Annotated in this window: 19 protein-coding genes and 2 tRNA genes; 8 read left to right on the forward strand and 13 right to left on the reverse strand. The window is 64.4% G+C overall.

Going from position 1 to position 21,618, the window contains the following annotated elements; translation table 11 throughout:
- Positions 1 to 80 precede the first annotated feature (80 nt).
- The 8 genes from NFH97_RS07100 (at position 81) to NFH97_RS07135 (ending at position 8,470) form a co-directional block, all read left to right on the forward strand.
- Complete coding sequence (locus tag NFH97_RS07100) at positions 81 to 1,166, forward strand: LacI family DNA-binding transcriptional regulator (RefSeq protein ID WP_045992256.1); 1,086 nt, start codon at positions 81 to 83, stop codon at positions 1,164 to 1,166.
- On the forward strand, positions 1,163 to 2,134 hold the full coding sequence (locus tag NFH97_RS07105; RefSeq protein ID WP_045992257.1) for a sugar kinase: 972 nt from the start codon (positions 1,163 to 1,165) through the stop codon (positions 2,132 to 2,134). Before NFH97_RS07100 ends, NFH97_RS07105 begins: the two co-directional genes overlap by 4 nt.
- A 119-nt stretch (positions 2,135 to 2,253) precedes the next feature.
- Positions 2,254 to 3,231 (forward strand): 2-hydroxyacid dehydrogenase, encoded by a 978-nt coding sequence (locus NFH97_RS07110; RefSeq protein WP_349624603.1) that lies wholly within the window; start codon positions 2,254 to 2,256, stop codon positions 3,229 to 3,231.
- A 71-nt stretch (positions 3,232 to 3,302) separates the two neighbouring features.
- Positions 3,303 to 4,316 (forward strand): TRAP transporter substrate-binding protein, encoded by a 1,014-nt coding sequence (locus tag NFH97_RS07115; protein ID WP_108131778.1) that lies wholly within the window; start codon positions 3,303 to 3,305, stop codon positions 4,314 to 4,316.
- 60 nt (positions 4,317 to 4,376) lie between these two features.
- Entirely contained in the window at positions 4,377 to 4,982 is a 606-nt protein-coding gene (locus tag NFH97_RS07120; RefSeq protein WP_349624604.1) for a TRAP transporter small permease, read from the forward strand.
- A complete protein-coding gene (locus NFH97_RS07125) occupies positions 4,979 to 6,286 on the forward strand; it encodes a TRAP transporter large permease (RefSeq protein WP_349624605.1) in 1,308 nt (435 codons plus the stop codon). Before NFH97_RS07120 ends, NFH97_RS07125 begins: the two co-directional genes overlap by 4 nt.
- A gap of 58 nt (positions 6,287 to 6,344) precedes the next feature.
- Entirely contained in the window at positions 6,345 to 7,052 is a 708-nt protein-coding gene (locus tag NFH97_RS07130; protein ID WP_349624606.1) for an HAD family hydrolase, read from the forward strand.
- 242 nt (positions 7,053 to 7,294) lie between these two features.
- Positions 7,295 to 8,470 carry an acetyl-CoA C-acetyltransferase gene (locus tag NFH97_RS07135; protein WP_108450007.1) on the forward strand — a complete coding sequence of 392 codons (1,176 nt, stop codon included), beginning with the start codon at positions 7,295 to 7,297 and terminating at the stop codon, positions 8,468 to 8,470.
- Between the two features lie 175 nt (positions 8,471 to 8,645).
- Here NFH97_RS07135 and NFH97_RS07140 read toward each other — a convergent pair whose 3' ends face one another.
- The 13 genes from NFH97_RS07140 to secG form a co-directional block, all read right to left on the reverse strand.
- Positions 8,646 to 10,187 (reverse strand): sodium:solute symporter family protein, encoded by a 1,542-nt coding sequence (locus NFH97_RS07140; protein WP_349624607.1) that lies wholly within the window; start codon positions 10,185 to 10,187, stop codon positions 8,646 to 8,648.
- Positions 10,180 to 10,482 (reverse strand): hypothetical protein, encoded by a 303-nt coding sequence (locus NFH97_RS07145; RefSeq protein WP_181248653.1) that lies wholly within the window; start codon positions 10,480 to 10,482, stop codon positions 10,180 to 10,182. The genes NFH97_RS07140 and NFH97_RS07145 overlap by 8 nt, the downstream gene beginning before the upstream one ends.
- 115 nt (positions 10,483 to 10,597) lie before the next feature.
- On the reverse strand, positions 10,598 to 11,830 hold the full coding sequence (locus NFH97_RS07150; protein ID WP_349624608.1) for an MFS transporter: 1,233 nt from the start codon (positions 11,828 to 11,830) through the stop codon (positions 10,598 to 10,600).
- A gap of 109 nt (positions 11,831 to 11,939) precedes the next feature.
- Positions 11,940 to 14,072: a polyribonucleotide nucleotidyltransferase gene (gene pnp, locus NFH97_RS07155; RefSeq protein ID WP_045992263.1), complete on the reverse strand. Its 2,133-nt coding sequence runs from the start codon at positions 14,070 to 14,072 to the stop codon at positions 11,940 to 11,942.
- A gap of 234 nt (positions 14,073 to 14,306) precedes the next feature.
- Positions 14,307 to 14,576, reverse strand: a complete 270-nt coding sequence (rpsO, locus tag NFH97_RS07160; RefSeq protein WP_045992264.1) for a 30S ribosomal protein S15 — start codon at positions 14,574 to 14,576, stop codon at positions 14,307 to 14,309.
- A gap of 90 nt (positions 14,577 to 14,666) precedes the next feature.
- Positions 14,667 to 15,620: a tRNA pseudouridine(55) synthase TruB gene (truB, locus tag NFH97_RS07165; RefSeq protein ID WP_222516166.1), complete on the reverse strand. Its 954-nt coding sequence runs from the start codon at positions 15,618 to 15,620 to the stop codon at positions 14,667 to 14,669.
- Complete coding sequence (rbfA, locus tag NFH97_RS07170) at positions 15,620 to 16,036, reverse strand: 30S ribosome-binding factor RbfA (RefSeq protein WP_349624609.1); 417 nt, start codon at positions 16,034 to 16,036, stop codon at positions 15,620 to 15,622. The genes truB and rbfA overlap by 1 nt, the downstream gene beginning before the upstream one ends.
- A 21-nt stretch (positions 16,037 to 16,057) precedes the next feature.
- Positions 16,058 to 18,595, reverse strand: coding sequence for a translation initiation factor IF-2 (gene infB / locus NFH97_RS07175; protein ID WP_045992267.1), 2,538 nt, complete (start codon positions 18,593 to 18,595; stop codon positions 16,058 to 16,060).
- Positions 18,596 to 18,622: 27 nt separating this feature from the next.
- Positions 18,623 to 20,116, reverse strand: coding sequence for a transcription termination factor NusA (gene nusA, locus NFH97_RS07180; RefSeq protein ID WP_108131788.1), 1,494 nt, complete (start codon positions 20,114 to 20,116; stop codon positions 18,623 to 18,625).
- Positions 20,117 to 20,189: 73 nt separating this feature from the next.
- The gene (rimP, locus tag NFH97_RS07185; protein ID WP_045992269.1) at positions 20,190 to 20,651 is read right to left on the reverse strand and encodes a ribosome maturation factor RimP; all 462 of its coding nucleotides are present in this window, start codon (positions 20,649 to 20,651) and stop codon (positions 20,190 to 20,192) included.
- A 211-nt stretch (positions 20,652 to 20,862) separates the two neighbouring features.
- Positions 20,863 to 20,939 (reverse strand) — tRNA-Met (locus NFH97_RS07190).
- A gap of 136 nt (positions 20,940 to 21,075) precedes the next feature.
- Positions 21,076 to 21,162, reverse strand: a tRNA-Leu gene (locus tag NFH97_RS07195).
- 17 nt (positions 21,163 to 21,179) lie between these two features.
- The gene (gene secG / locus NFH97_RS07200; protein WP_222516168.1) at positions 21,180 to 21,614 is read right to left on the reverse strand and encodes a preprotein translocase subunit SecG; all 435 of its coding nucleotides are present in this window, start codon (positions 21,612 to 21,614) and stop codon (positions 21,180 to 21,182) included.
- Between the last annotated feature and the right edge of the window lie 4 nt (positions 21,615 to 21,618).

A 21,618-nucleotide genomic window follows, 5' to 3' on the forward strand; every position in this document is an offset into this window, starting at 1 on the left:
ACCCGGCCTGCTCACCTCGACAGGGCTCGCCAGCGTCGCCCTTGTAAACGGACGATGCCATCTTATCCAAGAGCCGCCCCATGAATGACCGCCGTCGACCCGCCACCATCCTCGAAGTCGCCCGCCAGGCTGGCGTCTCCAAGACCAGCGTCTCGCGCTACTACAGCGGTGAACGAGAACGGCTGTCCGGGGCCATGCGCGAGCGTATCGTCGCTGCCGCCACAGCGCTGGGCTACCAGCCCAATCCCATGGCCCGGGGCCTCAAGGGAGGCCCCTCCGGCCTGGTCGGCATGCTGGTGGCCGATATCCGCAATCCTTTTTCGGTGGCGATCATGCATGGCGTCGAACAGGCCTGTCGTCAGGCGGGACTGTCGTTGATGGTGTGCAACAGCGATAACGACCTCGAGCAGGAGCGCCAGCAGCTGGCGCTCCTGTCGTCCTACCGTATCGAGGGCCTGGTGGTAAACGCGACCGGCCGCCACAGCGACGCCCTCGCCCAGCTGGCCGACAGCGGCACGCCGTTGGTACTGCTCGATCGCAGCCTCGCCGACGTCCATGCCGACGAGGTAGGGCTCGACAACGACGCCGCCATCGACATGGCCATCGCGCACTTGCGCGAACAGGGCTACGGGCGCCTGTTGTTCATTACCGAACCGCCGGCCCAGGCCAGCTCTCGTCAAGCTCGTCTGGAGCGCTTCAACCAGCGCTGCCGTGACGGCTCGCTATCCGGCGACACCCTGGTCATCGAGCTTGGCGATCGCCAACGCCTGGACCAGGCATTGGCTCGATTTGTCGATAGCGCAGGCGATTCCCGCCCGGCGATCCTCTGCGCCAATGGCCAGGTAACCCTGGCACTGACCCGACGCATGAAGGCCCTCGGCTACCTCCTGGGAGAGATCGGGCTGATGGGCATCGACGAGCTAGAGTGGTGTGACCTGACCGAACCGGGCATCACCACCCTTGCCCAGCCAACCGGTGCCATCGGTCAGGCCGCCGTCGACTGCCTGCGCGCCCGTGCCGTCGGGCCTCGGCAGGCGCCGCAGCGTGCGACCTTCGCCCCGACGCTGACGGCAAGGGGCTCCACCCAGCCCGCTGCCACCCCTTCCGTCACTGCGGAGCCTTCCTCAGTGTCCTCTTCGTCTTCCACCTCAGAGACCTCCTCATGAACCAGAACACTCCTGACATCCTTACCTTCGGCGAGGCCATGACGCTGTTCGCCGCCGACGCCCCGGGCGACCTGGCCGAGGTCGAGCGCTTTTCGCGCAGCTGTGCCGGCGCCGACACCAACGTGGCCATCGGCCTGTCACGGCTGGGCTTCAAGGTGGGCTGGCTCAGTCGGGTTGGCGAAGACTGTTTTGGCCGCTACCTGCGAGCGAGCCTGGAGCGCGAAGGCCTCGACTGTCGCCACCTGATCACCGACGCCGAGCACGCCACCGGTCTGGTGTTCAAGGAGCGCGCGGTGGGTGGCGCGGACCCCAGAGTCGAGTACCGTCGCCACAACAGCGCCGCCAGCAAGCTGTCGCCGGCCGACGCCCAGGACGTCGACTTCAGCACCCTGCGCCATCTGCACGCAACCGGCATCCCGCCTGCGTTGTCCGCCAGCTGCCGTGAACTCTCGCAGTTTCTGCTCGAAAAGGCCCGCCAGCATGGCACCAGCGTGTCCTTCGATCCCAACCTGCGTCCGACCCTGTGGGCCAGCGAAAGCGAGATGCGCGACACCCTCAACGGCCTGGCCGCCCAGGCCAACTGGGTGCTGCCCGGTCTGTCCGAGGGCCAGTTGCTGACCGGCCAGACCAGCGCCCACGATATCGCCGGCTTCTACCTGGATCAGGGTGCAGATGCCGTGGTGATCAAGCTAGGCCCGGAGGGCAGCTACTATCGCGGCACCCTGACAGGGCAAGACGAAGCCTTCACCGTGGCCGGCGTCCCGGTGGAGACGGTGGTCGATACCGTCGGCGCCGGGGATGGCTTCGCCGTAGGCTTCGTCAGCGCCATGCTCGATGGTCTCGATCCACGCCAGGCGCTCAAGCGCGCCAACCTTATCGGCGCCGAGCAGGTCCAGGTACCGGGCGACATGGAAGGACTCCCCGACCGCGAGCGCCTGGACCAACTGGAAGCCGCAACCGCGGCCTGACGCGCCGACTGCCGAAGGCCCCCTTGCCTTCGGCAGACGTCACCCGACGCGGCCCCCGGCTGCCCCATGCCGAAAAGGACGGCCGGCAACCCACCGCACCACAACGACAAGAGCACCCCATGACCAAACGCATCCTGGTATTTCGCGAGATCAACCAAGAGCAGCTCGACGCCCTGCGCGAGGAGTTCCACGTGGACTACCTGCCGGGCGTCTCGCATACCGAGGACCCGGCCTTTGTCGACGCCCTGTCACGGGCTCACGGCCTGGTTGGTTCAAGCCTCAAGATCACCTCCTCGCTGCTCGACAGGGCGCCGAACCTCGAGGCTATCGCCAGCATTTCGGTGGGCTACGACAACTATCCCCTCGACGAGCTGACCCGCCGCGGCATCCTGTTGTGCAACACCCCTGACGTCTTGACCGAGACCACCGCCGATACGGGCTTTCTGCTGATCATGAGCACCGCACGGCGAGCCGTCGAACTGGCCGAGCTGGTCAAGCAAGGCAACTGGAAGGAAAGCATCGGCAAGCCGCTCTATGGCAGCGACGTCCACGGCAAGACCCTGGGCATGGTCGGCATGGGCCGCATCGGCGCAGCCATCGCCCGCCGCGGCGCCCTGGGCTTCGGCATGAAGATCCTCTATACCAAGGCCTCACCCAAGCCTGAGCTCGAGCGAGAACTCGGCGCCCAGCGACGCGAGCTGGAAGAGCTGCTCGAGCAGGCCGATTTCGTCTGCGTCACGGTGCCGCTCTCCCGCGAGACCGAAAAGCTCTTTGGCGCCGCCGAGTTCCAGCGCATGAAGCCCGGCGCCATCTTCGTCAACCTGGCCCGTGGCAAGGTGGTAGACGAAGCCGCCATGATCGCGGCGCTGCAAGACGGCACCCTGCACGCCGCCGGCCTCGACGTCTACGAGCAGGAGCCGCTGGCGGCGGACTCACCGCTGCCGCACATGGCCAATGTGGTCGCCCTGCCCCATATCGGCTCGGCCACCCACGAGACGCGTACCGCCATGGCCCAGCGCGCGGTGGACAATATCCGCCTGGCGCTCAAGGGCGAACGCCCGTTGAGTCCAGTCAACGACGAAGTGCTGAACGACTGAAGATCCATGGGGTGGCCGGCCCCATCCCCTGAATCGGCCAACGCCTGACAACACAATAAATCGAGGTTTACATGACTCATACCCCCAAGCCCCTTTCCCGCACCTCCATTGCGCGCCTCGGCCACGGTCTGCTGGTCGGCGCTACCCTGTTCGCCGGGCTCGGCCTCGGTGCAAGCGCCCAAGCCTTCGATCTGCGCTTCGGTCACGGCGGCACCGAGGACACTGCCTACCATCTCGGTGCCACCCGCTTTAAGGAACTGCTCGAACAGTCCGACACCGACCTCGGTGTGCAGATCATGGGCAACTCCGTGCTCGGGCACGAGACAGAAATGTTCGAGCAGCAGATGGCGGGTGCCCTCGACATGTCGATCATCAACCCGGGATTGATCACCGACTTCTCGGATACCGCCAACGTCTTTTCCATTCCCTTCCTGTACCGCGACCAGGAGCACTGGCAAACCGTGCTCGACGGTGAGGTTGGCCGTGAGATTGCCGACCAGATCACCGCCGAGACCGGAGTCAAGGTGCTGGCATTCTTCGGCGGTGGCAAGCGCCAGATCGTCTCCAGTCGGGCACTCGACAGCCTCGAAGATCTCGAGGGCATGAAGCTTCGCACCAACCCCACCAAGCCGCTGATCACCGCCTGGTCTGCCCTCGGCACCGAGCCCACCGTGATGGCCTGGAAGGAAATCTATACCGGCCTGCAACTGGGCGCCATCGATGGCCTGCTCAACGAAGCGGAGTGGATCCACCGTATGCGCTTCCATGAGGTGGCGCCGCACATCGGCCTTTCCGAACACGACATCACCGTGCGCCTGCTGACCATGTCCGAGATGACCTGGGACCGGCTGGACGAAGCGCAACAGGAGGCGGTCATGGATGCGGCTTACCAGGCCGCAAGCTATGCCCGCGGGGTACAGCTCGATCAGGACTCCGAGGCGCTCGACCTGCTGGTCGAAGAAGGTGCGACCCTGCATGAACTCGACCGCGAGAAGATGCAGGAAATCGTCAGTGAGCCGCTGGCCGAGGTGATCGAGGAGATGGGCCTGACCGAGCTGCATCAAATGATCGTCAACGCCGAGTAACCTCCCCCCCCCCCCCGCACCGGGGCAAGCCCCGGTGCCAACCTTCAAGAGGATGAGACCATGAGGCTCTTCCTGAACATGCTCTCGCGCGCGAATCGCGTGCTCGAGAAACTACTGCACTGGATATTGCTGGCGTTGCTGTTCGGTTTTATCGCCATGATCATCTACCAGATCGTCAGCCGGAACCTGCCGCTGCTGCCACGCCTTTACTGGACCGAAGAATTCAGCCGGTTTGCCTTCCAGTGGATGATCATGCTGGGCACCGCCATCGGCGTGCTTCACGCCGATCACTTCGTACTCGAGGCCTTTCCCCGTGGCACTCGTGCCGATCGCCTAACCCGTTGGATCCGTGACCTGGCATGCCTTGCAGTCGGTGTCATCTTCGTCGTGTATGGCCAGGAATTCGCCGCCTCAGGCCTACGCCGCAGCGCTACCGCCTCGGGGCTTTCAATGATCTTCGTCTATTCGGCCTTTATGGTCTGTGGCCTGTTCATCGTGCTATTCGCACTTGAGCGTCTGGCCCGGGCCGTGCTCGACGGCCTTGATGCCATGGAAGCCGCCATGAACACGCCAGATCCCGTGCAGGAGGCCATAGCGGCCCAGCAAGAACACCATCTCGACCTGGATGCGCCTCAACAGAGTACCGGCGCCGGGAGGCCATCATGATCTCCATGGATGCCACCTTTATCCTGCCATGGCTGCTGTTTGGCCTGCTCGGCGTGCTTATCGTTGTTGGTGTACCCATCGCCATGGCCCTGGTGCTGACCGCAGTAGGCATGGTCATCCTCGATCCTCGCCTGACCTACTGGGTCATGTTCCAGCGCATGTACAACGGCATGGACTCCTTTGTGCTGCTGGCTGTGCCGTTGTTCCTGCTGGCCGGCAATCTGATGAACGCCGCACGCATCACCGACCGCCTGATCACTCTTTGCATGCGTCTCGTCGGTCACGTCAAGGGGGCGCTTGCCCACGTCAACGTCATGGTCAGCATGCTGTTCGCCGGCGTGTCGGGTTCGTCCACCGCCGACAGTGCCGGTGTCGGTACCGTGCTGATCCCGGCCATGCAGCGTGAAGGCTACCCCACGCACTTCGCTGTGGCCGTGACCGCCGCATCCTCAGTCATGGGCATCATCATTCCTCCATCGATCAACATGATCGTATGGGGCGCCCTGACCAATACTTCCATCGCCGGGCTCTTCTTGGGCGGGATTCTTCCGGGGGTAATGATTGGCGTCGCCCAGTTGCTGATGAACATGGGCTACGTGCGGCGCTACCAGGTGCCGGTACGCCCCCGAGCCAGCTGGCGCCAACTGGCCAGCTCCAGCAAGGACGGACTACTCGCCGCAGGCATCCCGGTGGTGATCATCGGCGGTATTACCCTGGGTATCGTAACCCCCACCGAAGCGGCGGTAATCGCCGTGCTCTACGCTCTGATACTGGGTTTCATCGTTTACCGGGAGCTGAGCTTTCGCCAGGTTCTCGATGCCTCGACCGATACCGTGCGGTTGTGCTCGCTCTCGCTCTTCAGTCTGGTGGGCGCGGCCATCTTCGGCTATCTAATCAGCTTCTATCAGATCCCGCCCAAGTTGATGGAAGGCGTCAACATCACCAACCCGGTGACCCTGTTGATCATCATGACGCTGGTGATGCTGCTCATCGGCACCTTCATGGATTCGCTGCCCGCCATGGCCATCATGGCACCGATCTTCCAGCCGCTGGCGATGCAGGCCGGGGTGCATCCGGTGCAATTCGGTGTCATCGGCGTCATGGCGCTGGGGCTCGGCCTCATTACGCCGCCCTATGGACTCTGCCTGATGATTTCCGCCAAGATCGGAGGCATTCCGCTGCTGAAAGCGCTCGCCACCACCCTGCTGTATCTAGCGGTAATGCTGGCAGTGATTCTGCTGCTGATCGTCTTTCCCGACATCGTTCTGGCAATCCCGCGCCTGATCGCGCCGGATTTCGTCTGATCATCATCCGCCGCGACCGTCCCCACTGTCGCGGCCTTCCTCCTTTTCTGAGGTATCCATGTCCGACACCACCGCCCCCCTCTGCCTGCTGTTCGACTCCGACGGCACCCTGGTCGACAGCGAGCCGCTGCTCGCCCGGGCCATGGCCGAGACCTTCCCCGACTTCGGCCTGCCGTTCACGCCCGAGCAGTACATGGAGGAGTTTCGCGGCGTGCGCTTTCTCGACATCGTGCTCGAACTCGAGCAACGCTTCGGCGCCCTCGATGACGCCCGGCGCGACGTCATGGAGGATCGCCTGCGGGACAATATGGCCGCGCGCATGAAGGCCGAGCTGACCCCGGTTCCGGGCATCCCGGAAGCCCTTGCAGCGCTTTCCGGCCACCCCAAGGCGGTGGCCTCCAACGGCCCGCTGGCCAAGATCCGCCTGGCCATGGCAACCAGTGGACTGGCGCCGCACTTCGGCGACAATCTCTACAGCGCCTACGAGTTGCAGGTGTGGAAGCCGGACCCCGGGTTGTATCTCGCCGCCGCCGAAGGCATGGGCGCCGAACGGGAGAACTGCGTGGTGATCGACGACGCTGCGGTAGGGGTGGAAGCCGGACTCAAGGCCGGCATGCAGGTCATCCACATCAACCACTTTCCCGACGAGGAGCACACCCCGGAGGGCGCCATCGCCATCACCCACGCCAGCGAACTGGTGACAGCCATCGAGCGCTTGAACCTGGAGCGGCGAGGCCACCAGCGGGGCGTCGCCGCCACCGAGTGACCGGGCCAGGGCGCTGCGAGACACTCGTCCAGGCCCCCCCCAGGCCAACCGGTGGTCTTTTCGCCACTCTTTGCTACTTTAGCGATCGTCGGTGCTCTATGCGCGATTGACCACAACGGCTCGCGAATTGATCTTGATCGCTATACTAAAGTCCCCCGTCGAAACCGGGCATACAGGGATTGCCGCGTTGCACAAGGCTCCCTATGCTGACGGGACAGCCCCTTAAAGTCAGGAGACACTCCATGCAAGAAGTGGTGATCGTTGCTGCACGCCGTACCGCCGTTGGCGCCTTCGGTGGCTCCCTCGCCGGCATTCCCGCCAGCGACCTTGGCGCCGCCGTGATCAAGGACGTGCTGGCACAGACCGGCGTCAAGCCGGAACAGGTCGACGAGGTCCTGCTGGGGCAGGTGCTGACCGCAGGTGTCGGCCAGAACCCCGCCCGTCAGGCGTCCATCAAGGCAGGCCTGCCCGACGCCGTGCCCGCCATGACCATCAACAAGGTCTGTGGCTCCGGCCTCAAGGCCCTGCATCTGGGCGCCCAGGCGATCATGCTCGGCGACGCCGAGGTGATCATCGCCGGCGGTCAGGAAAACATGTCGGCTTCCCCGCACGTGCTGCCCAATTCACGCAACGGCCAGCGCATGGGTGACTGGAAGGCCATCGATACCATGGTCCATGACGGCCTGTGGGACGCCTTCAACAACTACCATATGGGCATCACCGCCGAGAACCTCGGCGAGAAGTACGGTGTCACCCGCGAGGAGATGGACACCTTCGCCGCCGCCTCCCAGCAGAAGGCCGCCGCCGCGATCAAGGAAGGCCGCTTCAAGGGCCAGATCGTGCCGATCGAGATTCCCCAGCGCAAGGGCGACCCGGTGGTCTTCGACACCGACGAGAACCCGCGCGAAGTGTCCGCAGAAAAACTCGGCACCATGCGTCCGGCGTTCAAGAAGGACGGCAGCGTGACCGCCGGCAACGCCTCCTCGCTCAACGATGGCGCCGCCGTGGTCATGCTGTGTTCCGCCGACAAGGCCAAGGAGCTCGGCCTGGAGCCGCTGGCACGCATCAAGGCCTACTCCAACGCTGGCGTCGACCCGGCGATCATGGGCATCGGCCCGGCCCCGGCCACCCGCCGCTGCCTCGAGAAGGCCGGCTGGAGCATCGATGAGCTGGATCTGGTCGAGGCCAACGAGGCCTTCGCCGCCCAGGCCATCTCGGTCAACAAGGAACTCGGCTGGGATACCGACAAGATCAACGTCAACGGCGGCGCTATCGCCCTTGGCCACCCGATCGGCGCCTCCGGCTGCCGCGTGCTGGTGACCCTGGTCCACGAGATGATCGCCCGCGACGCCAAGAAGGGCCTTGCTACCCTGTGTATCGGTGGCGGTCAGGGCGTGGCGCTGGCTATCGAGCGCTGATCGGTGTCTCGACGCAAGAAGGCGCTGACCGACAGGCCCTCGCCAATCAAGCACTGGCCAAGTTAGCACTTGCGAAGTAAGCACTGCCCACATAGGCCCCTGCCCAGCAGGGGCCTTTTTCATGCCACGTTGAGCGCCCCCAGGACGCGCTCGCTGTCGCCTCGGGCGCCAGGGCTCACACCCCGTTGTCTACCGCCCTTCCTCTTGTCGCTCGGCCATGACGCTCTTCCCGGTGGGCTCCCCACCGCTTTTCCGCCCAGGCGGGCGCCGCCAGTCGGAAGAAGCGCTCGACCACGGCACGATCGGTAGGGGCGCTTGCCAGGCTCGTCACGACGAACACCGGCAGGTTGACCAACAGCCCCCAGAAGCCGGCATGGATGCCCAGCGGATGCGGCCACAGGGTGATGCAGGCCACCGTCACCACAAAGCCCGCGAGGATGCCGGCGGTCACGCCGCGAGCGTTGGCCCGGGGCCAGAAGAACATGCCGATGAAGGCTGGCAGCACCTGGGAGGCGAAGCCGAGACCGATCAGCAGGATCATCACCAAGCTCCCCGGCTCGGCGATCGCCAGCGGCGCAATCACCAACGCCATCAAGGGCACGATCAAGCGCTTGGCCCAGCGCCCGGCACGCTCATCGCTGAAGCCGGCCCAGGGCCCTATCACGTCGCGGCTGAGGCTCAGCGCCACCGAGTGGATAAAGGGCTCGGACGAGGACATCGAGGCGGCCAGGGTGCCGGCGCCGAGCAGCCCTACCAGCAGCACCGGCAAGTTGGCCATGGCGTACTCGAGCACCACGGTATCGGCACGCTCGAGCCCCGGCAGGGCGAAGACGCCGATAAAGCCCACCGTGACCAGCGGCAGGATCACCAGATAGTAGCTGGGCAGCCAGGTGGCAGAGAGCCGTAGGGTGCGCGCCGAGGTAGCGCTCATCCACTGGGTCCACACCGGCGGCATGAACGACAGCATCGAGACGATGATCGAGGTGGTCCAGAAGGCAAAGCTCATGTCGCCACCGGCGCCGGGAAGGGTCAGAAACGCCGGGCGCTCGGCGAGGGCCTGACGGTACACCTCGTCAAATCCCCACTGACCGGTGGCGCTGTGGGTGGCCCACAGACCGACGGACCAGGCCACCGCGAACATCAATATGCCCTGGAAGACGTTGGTACGACCGATGGCCCGCTGTCCGCGCAGGGTGAGATAGACCGCAATGGCGCCCAGCACGATCACCACCCCCAGCCAGATCGGGATGCGCCCACCACTCATCACGTTGAGGATGTAGGCCGAGCCGATGGTCTGCAGCACCGCGTAGGCCAAGGAGCCGATCGCCATCACCAGCGCCGCCAGCGCACCGAGCCCCGGGCTCTGGTAACGATCGGCGATGGCACTGGCCTGGGTAACATGGCCGAAGTGGGCACCGAAGGCCCACACCCGGGGGCCGAAGTACCAGGCCACCAGTGCCAGATAGCCCAGGTAGACCACCACGTAGAACACCGGCACGCCCTTGGCGTAGGCCCAGCCCGGCGCCCCCATGAAGGTGTAGGCACTGACGCTGCCGGCGGCGATCAACAGATACAGCGTCACCGGGCCCATGCTGCGCCCGGCCACGCCCCACTCCTCCAGCGCGTTCGACGAGCGCTCGGCGCGACCGCCCAGGCCGATGACCAGGGCCAGCAGGACGTAGCCAAGGGTCAGACTCAGCGGCAACCACTCACTCATCGTCGACCTCGCCCTCTCCCACCTTTCCAATCCTTGCGTGCGTATCGCCATTGCCAGCTTGCTCGCCGGCTTCGTCCTGACCTCGATGGAGCAGACGGTTGCCCAGCAGCATCGTCAGCGTACAGCCAACCAGGATCAGGTAGCTCCAGGCCACCAGCGCCGGCAGGCCCAGCACCAGCCGCGCTTGATTGACCAGCGCGATCACGGGCCAGATACCCGCAGCAAAGACGGCGACGGCCGCCACCAGCACCAGCCAGCCACGCAGGCTCGCTGGCACAACAAGGGAAGAAGACATCGAGGCTCCTCGACTCACGGTAAGTCCATCATCAAACAACAAGAACGAAAGCGAGCCGAGGTTACCCTCTGCCACGACTCGCCATAAGGGCTGACGCCCTGCGCCATGCCCGGGATCAAGTCCGCGAAGACGTCCCGGGCGGCCTGGTTTCCTGCCGGCTGACCACCCGCGCAGGGGTCACTGCGATCAGCAGCGCCGCCGCCACGAACAGCCCTCCCGCCGCCAGCAGCACCGCCGATAGCCCGAGCGCATCCACCACCTGGCCGCCGGACAAGGCGCCGAGGCCTATCGACAGGTTGAACACGAAGGCCATCATGGCGGTGGCCGCCTCGGGATTGGTGGCCGAGCGCAGGATCCAGGTCTGCAGGCTGACCGAGATACCGCCGAACACCAGCCCCCACAGCATCAGCAACACCGTGGCGCTGAACGGGCGGGTACCCAGCCAGGGAAAGGCCAGGGTCGTGGCCGCCAGCACCAAGGGTATCAGCAGTACCGTGAGGTAGGGCCGGCGACCGGCGAGGCTACCGGCAATGAAGTTGCCGGCGAGCCCCGCCGCGCCGAACAGCAGCAACAGGCGAGAGACATCGCCCAGCGCCACCCCGCCAAGACGCTGCAGTATCGGGCTGACGAAGGTATAGGCGCCAAAATGGCCGACCACGATAAGCGCAGTCGCCAGGGCGCCGATGCACACGCCGGGCACCCTGAGCTGGCCACCGAGACTCGCCAGTCGCACCGGCTTGCGGGCGGGCAAGCTCGGCAACAGGTGCCACAGCCCGATGCACACCACCACACTCAGCCCGCCAAGAGCGGCGAAGGCGGTACGCCAGTCACTGACGTCACCCAGCCAGGTTCCCGCCGGCACCCCCAGCACCGTGGCAGCAGCGACACCGCTGAAGATCAGCGACATCGCCCGCGGCACCTGCTCGAGCGCCACCAGTCTGCCGGCGAGTCCGCCGGCGATGGCCCAGAAGCCACCGATGCAGCAGCCGATCAGCACCCGGGTGGCCAGCAGCCAGCCAAAGCTGTCCATCAATGCACCAAGGACACTGGCCAGGGCCATCAAGGCCATCAGCCCGGTCAGCAGGTAGCGGCGATCGAGGCGCCCCACCGCCACCGGCAACAGCGGCGCGGCGAACGCCGCCACGACGCCGGGCACGGTGATCATCAAACCCGCCTTGCCCTCGCTGACGTCCAGCGAGGAAGCGAGCTGGGACAACAGCCCGATGGGGAGCTGCTCGGCGGTCACCAGCAGAAAGATGCCGGCCATCACACTGACCACGGCCCACCAGTCGCGGCGACGGGTGGTGGCCTTGGCGGGCGCGGCCGAAGAGGAATCGAGTTGCGTCATGTCCATCTCATTACCGCCCGGTGATCGCGCCGACAGGCCGAGATCAGCGGGACACACACAAAAACGCCCCCGTGGCGTCAGCGACGGGGGCGTCAGACACCGAGTGCGATCAGATCTCGGTTTCGGCTTCCTCGGCTTCGAAGGCAGCCTTCTCTTCTTCGGTCATTTCCTTGATCGTCAGCTTGACGCGATTGCGGTTGTCGATGTCGAGCACCTTGACCACGATCTCGTCACCCTCATTGAGGTAGTCACGCACGTCATTGACGCGCTCGGGCACGATCTGGGAGATGTGCACCAGGCCGTCGGTACCCGGCATGATGTTGACGAAGGCGCCGAAGTCGGCGATACGCACCACCTTGCCACGGTACAGCTTGCCGATTTCCGCCTCGGCGGTGATCGCCAGCACGGTATCGATGGCCTTCTTGGCGGCCTTCTTGTCCTCGGCGTAGATGCGCACGGTGCCGTCGTCGTCCAGATCGATGGAGGCGCCGGTGTCGTCGCAGATCTTGCGGATGGTGGCGCCACCCTTGCCGATGACGTCGCGGATCTTGTCCGGGTCGATCTTGATGGTGGCCATGGAGGGCGCGTTGTCGGAGACCTCGGCACGGCTCTCGGCGATCACGGTGTTCATCTGCTCGAGGATGCTGATGCGCGCCTCATGGGCCTGGTTCAGGGCCGTTTCCATGATCTGCTCGTCGATACCCTCGATCTTGATGTCCATCTGCAGGGCGGTCACACCCTCGGCGCTGCCGGCCACCTTGAAGTCCATGTCGCCGAGGTGATCCTCGTCGCCGAGGATGTCGGTCAGCACGGCGTAGCCGTCAGCGTCCTTGACCAGGCCCATGGCGATACCCGCTACCGGTGCCTTGATCGGCACGCCGGCGTCCATCAGTGCCAGCGAGGTGCCGCAGACAGAGGCCATGGAGCTGGAGCCGTTGGACTCGGTGATCTCGGAGACCACGCGAATGGTGTAGGGAAAGTCCTCTTCCGCCGGCAGCATGGCCTGGACGCCACGACGGGCCAGACGACCGTGGCCAATCTCGCGACGCTTGGGACCGCCCATGAAGCCGGCCTCGCCCACCGAGTACGGAGGGAAGTTGTAGTGCAGCAGGAAGCGGTCCTTGCGCTCGCCTTCCAGCGACTCGATCAGCTGGGAGTCACGCAGGGTGCCCAGGGTCGCGACCACCACCGCCTGGGTCTCGCCACGGGTGAAGATGGCGCTGCCGTGGGTCTTGGGCAGGGTACCGGCCTCGATGGCCAGCGGACGCACGGTCTTGTGGTCACGGCCGTCGATACGCGGCTCGCCCTTGATCACGCGGGCACGTACCACGCGCTTCTCGAGACCGGCGAAGGCGCCTTCGACCTCGGAGGCCTCGAACTTGCCGTCTTCTTCACCGGCCAGCTTCTCGACGGCCTCGGCCTTGAGTGCGGACAGGGCATCCTGGCGCTGCATCTTGTCGGTGATGCGGTAGGCTTCGCCGACCTTGGCTTCGAAGCCCTGGGCCAGGGCTTCCTTGAGCGCGGTGTTCTCGGCGGCGGGCTGCCACTCCCACTTGGCCTTGCCGGCCTCGGCGGTCAGCTCGTTGATCGCCTGGATGACGGTCTGCATTTCCTGGTGGCCGAACAGCACGGCGCCCAGCATCTCGTCCTCGAGCAGCTCTTCGGCCTCGGACTCGACCATCAGCACGGCCTTCTCGGTACCGGCCACGACCATGTTCAGCTCGGAGCCGCCGAGCTCCTCGACGGTCGGGTTGAGGAAGTAGCCACGCTCTTCATTGAAGCCCACACGAGCGGCGCCGATGGGACCATTGAAGGGCACGCCGGAAATCGCCAGCGCCGCCGAGGTGCCGATCATCGCGGCGATGTCCGGATCGTGGTTGCGATCGGTGGACAGCACGGTACAGATGACCTGGACTTCGTTCATGAAGCCCTTGGGGAACAGCGGACGGATCGGACGGTCGATCAGTCGCGAGGTGAGGGTTTCCTTCTCGGTGGGACGCCCTTCACGCTTGAAGAAGCCGCCGGGAATCTTGCCGACCGCGTAGGTCTTTTCCTGGTAGTGGACAGACAACGGGAAGAAAGGCTGGCTCGGGTTGGCCTCCTTTCTGGCCACCACGGTGCACAGCACCACGGTGTCGTCCATGGTGACCATCACGGCACCGGTGGCCTGGCGGGCGATGCGCCCGGTTTCCAGGGTGACGGTGCTGCGACCGTACTGAAACGTCTTCTTGACCGGATTCACGGCGACTTCCTTTACTTTTCGATGTTTGGGTCGTTTTTGACTCGGCGACTATTTTAGGGGGTCAAGCCCGTGAGGGCCACCACAAAGGTCAAGGGAGTTTCAAGTGGCCGCCGCTGCCTGCCGCGACCGCGCACAACGCTGTACCACCAACGACAACGGGCAGCCCCGTGGGGCTGCCCGTTGTCTGACGCCGCTTCCCGAAGGAAGCCTTGTCGCGCTTGCTGCTCGTGCGTCTTAGCGACGCAGACCCAGACGCTGGATCAGGGACTGATAGCGCTCGAAGTCCTTGCGCTTGAGGTAGTCAAGCAGCTTGCGGCGCTGGTTGACCATGCGGATCAGGCCACGACGGGAGTGGTGATCCTGCTTGTTGGTCTTGAAGTGATCCTGCAGGCCGTTGATGTTGGCGCTGAGCAGGGCCACCTGAACCTCGGGGGAACCGGTGTCGCTGTCACCACGGCCGTATTCGTTGACGATTTCGGCCTTCTGTTCGGCGGTAAGTGCCATCTGTCTCTCCAGTAAGCAATATGCCTGAATGATGAATGTCGGAGACCACGCATATTTGCAGTCTCCAGCTGCCGCAACCCCTTGAGGGGGTCAGTCTTGCCCTGAGCCCGCGACGAACGTGCTCAGAAGGCGCCGGGGCACGATATCCCCGGTAGGCTCGACCAGACCGAGACCGATAAAGGACTCACCCTGATAGAGGCGATACAACGACTCCTCGGCCATGGCCGAATCGCCGCCCTCGAGCTCACCGCGTGCCGGGCGTCCAAAGCGCAGGGCCTGGACACCTGCCTCACTGAGGCGATGAGCCGGGAGGTGTTGAAGCAGACTGTCGATCGGTGCCAGGCGCGCTTGGCGCTGGCCGTCGTCCTGGGCCTCGAGCGTGTCGAAATCGACCATGCCGTCGGCATCGAAGGGGCCGGTCTTCAGCCGTCTGAGCTGCGAGATATGCCCTTCGCAACCCAGCGCCTTGGCCATGTCCTCGGCCAGCGTACGCACATAGGTGCCTTTGCTGACCCGGACCTCCAGGTCGAATCCTGGGGACTCGCCCTCGAGGCTGGCGGAAAGTAGCCGAGCATCATACACCCTTATCCGCCGGGTTGCACGATCTACGCTTTTGCCCTCTCGCGCCAGTTCGTAGAGCTTGCGCCCCTGGTGCTTGAGCGCGGAATACATCGGCGGCAGTTGATCCTGCTCGCCGATGAAATTCGCCACTACCGACGCGACGTCGCTGTGCTCCAGCGCCGGCACCGGCGCCTCGGCGATGACCTCGCCTTCGGCGTCACCGGTATCGGTGCTCTGCCCGAGCTCGACTCGGGTGCGGTACACCTTGTCGGCCTCGAGCAGCTGGTTGGAAAACTTGGTAGCCTCGCCGAACAGCACCGGCAGAAGTCCTGTCGCCATGGGATCCAGGGTACCGGTATGACCGGCCTTCTGGGCCTGGTACAGGCGCCTCGCCCGCTGCAGTGCAAAGTTGCTGGACATGCCCTTGGGCTTGTCCAGCAGCAGTACACCATCGATCGGCAGTCCTCGACGACGACGGGCCATCAGTCCTTGGCCCCGTCCTCGCCGCTGTCGTTCTCGTCATCCCTCTCGGGTTGGCGAGAGCGATCGCTGGCCACCGCCTCTTCGATCAGCGATGACAGGTGCTGACCACGCACCACGCTTTCGTCATAGTGAAAGCGCAGTTCCGGCACGTGACGCAGCTTGATGCGACGCGCCACCTGGCTACGCAGGAAACCGCCGGCGCGCTTGAGCACCTTGAGGTTTTCCTTGATCCGTTCCGGGTCCTGCTCACCCAGCAGGGTGATGTGGACATCGGCGTAGCCGAGGTCACGACTGACCTCGACCCCGCTCACGGTGACCATCCCCAGGCGCGGGTCCTTGACCTCGCGCTGGATCAGGACCGCCAGCTCCTTCTGGAGCTGGTCGGCCACTCGGTCGGTACGCTTGAATTCGCGCATGGATGACGACTCCTCGAACGCTTACAGCGTGCGCTCGACCTTGACCTGGTCAAAGACCTCGATCTTGTCGTTGACCTGGACATCGTTGTAGTTCTTCACCCCGATGCCACACTCCATGCCGTTGCGCACTTCCTGGACGTCGTCCTTGAAGCGGCGCAGCGACTCGAGCTCGCCTTCGTAGATGACCACGTTGTCGCGCAGTACGCGGATCTTCTTGTTACGGAAGACCGTACCCTCGACCACCATGCAGCCAGCCACGGCACCGATCTTGGGCGCGCGGAAGACGTCACGGACCTCGGCAATACCGACGATCTCTTCCTTCCACTCGGGCTCGAGCATGCCGCTCATGGCCTGCTTGACCTCATCGATCAGGTGGTAGATGACGCTGTAGTAGCGCAGCTCCAGACCTTCACGCTCGATGATCTCGCGGGCGGCCGCATCGGCACGCACGTTGAAGCCGACCACGATGGCCTCACTGGCCAGCGCCAGGTTGGCATCGGTACCGGTGATACCGCCAACGCCGGAGGACACCACGGACACCTGCACCTCGTCGGTGGACAGCTCCTCGAGGGCGCCCTTGATCGCTTCCAGGGAACCCTGGACGTCGGCCTTGAGCACGATGTTGACCTTGGCGGCCTCGCTCTGGCCCATCTGGGAGAACATGTTCTCCAGCTTGGCCTTCTGCTGGCGTGCCAGGCGAATCTCGCGGTACTTGCCCTGGCGGAAGTTGGCGACTTCACGCGCCTTCTTCTCGTCGGCCACGACCATGAAGTCGTCACCGGCTTCCGGGGTGCCATCGAGACCCTGGATCTCCACCGGCATGGCGGGACCCACGGCGTCGACCTGCTTGCCGAGTTCGTTGGTCAGGGCACGCACACGGCCGTAGTGCAGACCGGCCAGCACGATGTCGCCCTTCTTCAGGGTACCGTTCTGGACCAGCACGGTGGCCACCGGGCCGCGACCCTTGTCGAGGCGAGACTCGACCACCACACCCTTGCCGGGTGCGCTCGGGACCGCCTTGAGCTCGAGCACCTCGGAGACCAGGTGAACGGCTTCCAGCAGCTCCTCGATGCCTTCACCAGACTTGGCGGAGACGTGGACGAACTGGGTGTCGCCACCCCACTCCTCGGAGATCACGCCGTGCTGGGACAGCTCGTTCTTGACCCGGTCGGGATCGGCTTCCGGCTTGTCGATCTTGTTGACCGCGACCACCATCGGCACTTCGGCAGCCTTGGAGTGCTCCACCGCCTCGATGGTCTGGGGCATGACGCCGTCGTCGGCCGCCACCACCAGGATGACCACGTCGGTGGCCTTGGCACCACGGGCACGCATGGCGGTAAACGCCGCGTGACCAGGGGTGTCGAGGAAGGTCACACCGTCGCTGTCGTCCTCGACGTGATAGGCACCGATGTGCTGGGTGATACCGCCGGCTTCACCGGTGGCCACCTTGGCACGACGAATGTAGTCGAGCAGCGAGGTCTTGCCGTGGTCGACGTGACCCATGACCGTGACCACCGGAGAGCGGGTGATTTCCTCGCCCTCGTAGGAGATGGCTTCGAGCACTTCGGTCTCGAGGGCATCGTCCTTGACCAGCTTGGGCGTGTGGCCCATTTCTTCCACCACGATAGCCGCGGTGTCCTGGTCGATGGTCTGGTTGATGGTCACCGCGGCGCCCATGGTGAACATGGCCTTGATGACCTCGTTGGCCTTGATCGACATCTTGTCGGCCAGTTCGGCCACCGAGATGGACTCGGGAATCGAGACCTCACGCACGATCGGCTGGGTCGGCTTCTGGAAGCCATGCTTGCCGTTGCCCTGGCTGCCGCCACGACGGCTGCCACGACGCTCGGCGCGCTTGGCCTTCTTGCCACCGCCACGACGACGCTCTTCGCGGTCGCTGCGATCATCGTCGTCACGCTCGCCACGGCCTTTCTTGCCGGTCTTGGCGGCGGCCTTCTTGACGGCGGCACGACGCACGTCGCCACGACCTTCCTTGGGCGGCGCCGGCGGCTCGTCGCCAGCCGGAGCAGAGGTGTCGAGCTCGGGCACCGGAATGTCGGGCACGACGGCGGCCTCTTCGGCCTCGCGCTTGGCCTTGGCGGCCTGCTCGGCGTCCTGGCTCGCCTTCTGCTCGGCGCGCTGCTTGGCTTCTTCGGCCTCCTGAGCCTCGCGACGTGCACGGGAATCGGCCATGTCGCCGACCAGCTGACGCGGACCGTGGTCCTCCACCGGCGCCGGGGCTTCTTCCTGGGCCTCGTCACGCTTGACGTAGGTGCGCTTCTTGCGGACCTGGACCTCGATGGTCTTGCCGCGCTCGCTGGTCTTGATCTTGCTGCGCGTCTTGCGGGTCAGGGTGATGCGATTGCGCGCAGCCGCGCCCACACCGCTGCCACCGCCATGGCTCTTGGTCAGAAAGTCCAACAGCTTGCGCTTGTCTTCCTCGGACACGGCGTCGGCTTCCGACTTGTGCTCGAGTCCGGCTTCTTTCATCTGTTCCAGCAGACGGGGCACTTCACGCCCCACCTTCGCTGCAAAATCCTTAACGGTCATCTCTGACATTACGACCCTCCTCAGCCCGTGACCCTGTTACTGTTCGCTCTCGAACCAAGGCGCACGGGCGGTCATGATCAATGCCGCGGCGCGCTCTTCGTCCACCTCTTCGATGTCCACCAGATCATCGACAGACTGTTCAGCCAGATCTTCCATGGTCTTAATGCCACGGCTGGCCAGGATGAAGGCCAGATGGCGCTCCATTCCGTCCATCTCCAGCAGATCATCCGCCGGCTGGGCTCCGTCCAGTTCCTCCTCGGAGGCAATGGCCAGGTTCAAGAGCTCGTCCTTGGCGCGAGCTCGAAGCTCCTCGATGAGGTCTTCGTCGAACTCTTCGATTTCCAGCATTTCCTCGACCGGTACGTAGGCCACCTCTTCAAGCGAGGTGAAACCTTCCTCGACCAGCAGCCGAGCGACATCATCATCGATGTCCAGGTGCTGAACGAAGTGCTCGACCAGACTGTCGATTTCCTGGTCGCGCTTGGCCTCGGCGTCGGCTTCGGTCATGACGTTGATACGCCAGCCGGTCAGCTCGGACGCGAGACGCACGTTCTGGCCACTACGGCCGATGGCCTGGGCCAGGTTGTCCTCGGCGACGGCCACGTCCATGGCGTGGGCATCCTCATCCACCAGGATGGAGGCGACGTCGGCCGGGGCCATGGCGTTGATCACCAGCTGTGCGGGATTGTCGTCCCACAGCACGATGTCGACGCGTTCGTTCTGCAGCTCCGAGGACACCGCCTGCACGCGCGAACCGCGCATGCCGACGCAGGCGCCCACCGGGTCGATGCGACGGTCATTGGTCTTGACCGCGATCTTGGCCCGGGAGCCCGGATCACGCGCCGCACCCTTGATCTCGATAAGCTGCTCGGCGATCTCGGGAACCTCGATCTTGAACAGCTCAATGATCATCTGCGGGTTGGTGCGCGACAGGATCAACTGGGCGCCACGCGCCTCGGCGTCGACCTTGACCAGCAGTGCGCGCACCCGCTCGTTCATGCGGTAGCGCTCACCGGGGATCATCTCGCTGCGCGGCAGGAAGGCCTCGGCGTTGTCGCCCAGGTCAATGATCAGGCCGTCACGTGTCGTCTTCTTGACGATACCCGCGACCAGTTCACCTTCACGCTCGGCATAGATGCGCACGACCTCGGCACGCTCGGCCTCGCGCACCTTCTGCACGATGACCTGCTTGGCGGTCTGGGCGGCGATACGACCGAAGGCCGCATTCTCGATGCGCTCCTCGACCACGTCACCCAGGCCCAGCGGCGGATCCCGCTTTTCGGCGAAGGTCAGCTTGATCTCGGCGTCGGGTCCGTCGAAGTCATCGTCCTCGACCACCACCCAGCGGCGGAAGGTCTCGTACTCGCCGGTCATCCGGTCGATGTGTACGCGGACGCTGGCTTCCTCATCCTCGAAGCGCTTGCGCGAGGCACTGGCCAGCGCCGCCTCGACGGCTTCGAAGATGACCTCACGGGGGACACCCTTCTCGTTGGAGATCGCGTCAACGACCGCCAGAATTTCTTTACTCATGCCTTAAAGCCTCGCCAAAAAACCGATCCTTGTTCTCTCTTGTCGCGCATCAGTCGTCGCGCATCAGTGAGCGTCACTCGTCAAACTGAGGAACCACCCGCGCCTGATCGATGCCGTCGATCGGAAAGCAGTATTCCTCACCGTCGATCTGCACCAGCACCTCGTCACCCTCGGTTCCGGCGAGCACGCCCTGGAACTTGCGCCGACCCTCGAAGGGAGCGCGCAGCTTCAGAGCCACGTGATGGCCAGCGTAACGGGAGAACTGATCGAGACGGAACAGCGGACGATCCATCCCGGGCGAAGACACCTCGAGACGGTACTCCCCGGCGATGGGATCCTCGACATCCATGATGGCGCTGACCTGTCGACTGATATCGGCACAGTTGTCGACACTGACGCCATCGGCGTGATCGATGTAAATCACCAGACGGGAATGTTTTCCCTGGGACAGATAGTCGATACCCCAGAGCTCGAACCCCATGGCCGTTACCACCGGTTCGATCAACGCATTGAGCGCAGCATCTTTGGTCGCCACGAATGAAAGCTCCTACAGCCGTTGCATCAGCACCTGGCCGGGAGTGAACAGGAAAGTCAGGTGGCTGATTGGCGTTCGCGCCGCCGGGCGAGCCCCGGCAAGCTGCTAACAAAAAGCCCCTTCACAGGAAGGGGCTTTTTCCAAGAAACCTGTCACCATCTGGCAGAAGTTCGCATGCCCCTTGAGGATACCTGCATGCCTGCCAAGAAGATGGTAGCGGGGACCGGATTTGAACCGATGACCTTCGGGTTATGAGCCCGACGAGCTACCAGACTGCTCCACCCCGCATCAATCTAGGCCGGTGAGTATACTGCGCCTTGACCAGGGCGTCAAGGCATTTCACCGAACCGCCAACCCTGAGAGAAGATCACCGGTCATCACCGGGAGAGCTTGTCATCCACGCCGTCATTGCAGAAGACGAGGATGGTGCCGAAGGCGGGACTTGAACCCGCACGACCGTAAGGTCACTACCCCCTCAAGATAGCGTGTCTACCAATTCCACCACTTCGGCTAGGGGAGTTCCGGAGATCAGCCTTGGCTGTCCTCCAGCACTGGCGCTGCATTATCCACGTCGCTTGAACCTTCGTCAAGCGTAGGCGCAGAATTTTCCTGACTTTCTTCCTCAAGCGCAGGCGCACTGTTCTGGGTGCTTTCGTCATCCAGGGTCGGCGCGCTGTTCTGCCGCTCGATCACCTCGGCGTCGGGAATACCCGCTTCTGGCGCGGAATTGCCCGCCTCGGAGGCGAAGTAGGCCAGGGTCAGGGAAGTGGCGAAGAAACACGCCGCCAGCGCCCCGGTCGCCTTGGACAGGAAACTGCCGCTGCCACGGGAACCGAAGACGGTCTGGGAGGCACCGCCACCGAAGGAGGCGCCGGCATCGGCGCCCTTGCCCTGCTGCAGCAGGATAAGAACGACCAGGGCGATGGCGATCGCCACATGGATCATGAGAATGGCAACTTGCATGGAT

This window comes from Halomonas sp. SCS19 (assembly GCF_040147015.1).
Taxonomy (GTDB): domain Bacteria; phylum Pseudomonadota; class Gammaproteobacteria; order Pseudomonadales; family Halomonadaceae; genus Halomonas; species Halomonas litopenaei.